Source organism: Bartonella sp. MU70NMGDW (genome assembly GCF_042194085.1).
GTDB classification, from domain to species: Bacteria; Pseudomonadota; Alphaproteobacteria; order Rhizobiales; family Rhizobiaceae; genus Bartonella; species Bartonella grahamii.
Window position 1 is genome coordinate 1 of record NZ_JBHIMK010000555.1, and the last position, 311, is coordinate 311.

Below are 311 nucleotides of genomic sequence, written 5' to 3' on the forward strand. Positions count from 1 at the left end.
AACAGTTGTAATCCGCGCGATCATTTATCTCCCCCCTTGTAGACTTGGGAGAGACAATCATATCTACGCATAAAAATCAAGAAGCATCTCTATGGTTTTTTTTATGGAAAGATCTATATACGTACGCAGGTTTTTGTAGCGTTCTCATGGCAAGTTATTTGTACAAATTTAACCATGATAATATGGAGCGCAATAAAACATTTATAATAAGCTAAATGAATATGTTAAGAAAAAGGAATAAGGCTGTTTGTGTGATACAACAGGGTAAAATTTTGTGAAGATATGAGGGGAGGGGGGGCGTTATGTATCGC